Origin of the sequence: Desulfosporosinus metallidurans, assembly GCF_001936615.1 — a bacterium.
In the GTDB taxonomy this organism is placed as follows: Bacteria; Bacillota; Desulfitobacteriia; order Desulfitobacteriales; family Desulfitobacteriaceae; genus Desulfosporosinus; species Desulfosporosinus metallidurans.
In genome coordinates this window covers 1-1,473 of the sequence record NZ_MLBF01000154.1, presented here as the reverse complement: position 1 = coordinate 1,473, position 1,473 = coordinate 1, and the positions used below count along the sequence as shown (strand labels likewise).

3 protein-coding genes are annotated in these 1,473 nt (G+C 37.3%); 2 read left to right on the top strand and 1 reads right to left on the bottom strand.

Going from position 1 to position 1,473, the window contains the following annotated elements; all coding sequences use genetic code 11:
- On the top strand, positions 1-231 hold a 231-nt coding region (locus tag DSOL_RS28315), incomplete at its 5' end, for a hypothetical protein (RefSeq protein ID WP_075367600.1).
- 402 nt (positions 232-633) lie between these two features.
- Here DSOL_RS28315 and DSOL_RS26090 read toward each other — a convergent pair.
- Positions 634-849, bottom strand: coding sequence for a hypothetical protein (locus DSOL_RS26090; protein ID WP_075367599.1), 216 nt, complete (start codon positions 847-849; stop codon positions 634-636).
- Between the two features lie 450 nt (positions 850-1,299).
- On the opposite strand from DSOL_RS26090, the gene DSOL_RS30295 reads away from it, so the two are divergent.
- Positions 1,300-1,473, top strand: a 174-nt coding sequence (locus tag DSOL_RS30295; RefSeq protein WP_170871634.1) for a recombinase family protein, incomplete at its 3' end; no start/stop codon positions are given.

Here is a 1,473-nt window from a genome sequence, read left to right as displayed (position 1 = left end):
GTTGGTTGGGGATTATGGACTTTATATGCTGAAGCAGTTATTGTAAATGAAGTTGCAGGATTTTGGGGAATTGTTATCGGACTTGTAGTAGCACCAATTACTTTCGTCGCCGCACCAATTTATGCAGTTGTAGAATGGGGCGAATGGTTAGCTGTAGTCTCAATTTTTGGTACAGGGGTATTAATATCAATCATCTATGCATTAGGTAGTTGGTTACGTGGTGAAGATTAATTAAGAAACCTCCTAGTATTCTATGCAAAATCAGTACAAGCCTGCCTAAGCCCTTGGACATCAGCCCTAAACATCCTGACCCATATAATGTTCACTTGCCACATAGGGCATCTTGGAGTGTCTGATGATAAAACCCGTGAAGCATATACAGCAATGAGACAAAGGGTTGCAAAAAAGTATTTACATAGTAAGAAGGCGTAGGCAGACCTTGGCAGGTATCGTGATTGGTTGCACTCTGTCAAGTTTGTCATTCATACGGCACGAGCAAGGTTACTAAGACCGTAGCAAGCGAAGTAATTAAATAAGTATATCTGACACCCTTACTAAATAGTAGGGGTTCATTCTATGTAAAAGGGAACTGTTCATCAATAAAACAGTTCCCTTTTAGTGACATTATATCATTCACAGTGAAGTTATCTGAATGGATAGGACCTCTGGAATTATAGTGACCTTCGCTTCTCCTAAAGTAATTACTATGTCAGCACCATTATAAGTCACTTCAGCTAAATTATTCTTATTACACTGGATTAAGTATTGATGGGGTATTTCAGATGTGAAGAGTACTAAATTTTTATGGGCTGGAGTGCCTAGATCCCATTTACCAAGTTTAACCGTCATTCTCACCACCTCCTATTCCATATCTTACTATATAGAAGGTTAAATCATATGAATTCGACAGAAGATGGCAGAAAGACCTCGGAAACGAGGTCTTTCTTTCGATATATAGGGCTAAATGGTAAGGGGCGTAGGAAAATTAATCCTTGTCCCGGCCTTACCCTTGTTACAATTTCAATTTATGAACGGTATATGGATGGGTGTAGAGGCAAATAAGGTACTAACGAAGTCCTTAGTATTTGTTTTTACATTAATCAAATACAAAGAAGAGAGAGGCATTATAATGATTGAAGTTTCGTTATTAAAGATATTATTAAATGAAGGAATTATTTCAGAGTCTGAGTACAACGAGGGAGTTGAAGCTCTCTATAAGAAGGTTGCGTAATTTTAGGAGATGTTATATTGTAGGTTACACAAAGTAGTATTGGTCACATTGAGAAGAGGTGTTTGTATATGATTAAAGTAGTTTATTATGCAAGGGTTTCAACTGAAGAAGAAAAACAGATAAATGCTTTAAAGATTCAACGTGAGGAAGCCGAAGAGTTTATCGCTACTCAATCTGATTGGATATTAGTTGACAAATATGTTGACGAAGGTATCAGTGGAACGATCATTGAAAAGCGAGAT

Excerpts from the sequence above, each read along its gene's own strand:
- DSOL_RS26090 (WP_075367599.1), bottom strand. The coding sequence starts at position 849 with ATGACGGTTAAACTTGGTAAATGGGATCTAGGCACTCCAGCCCATAAA.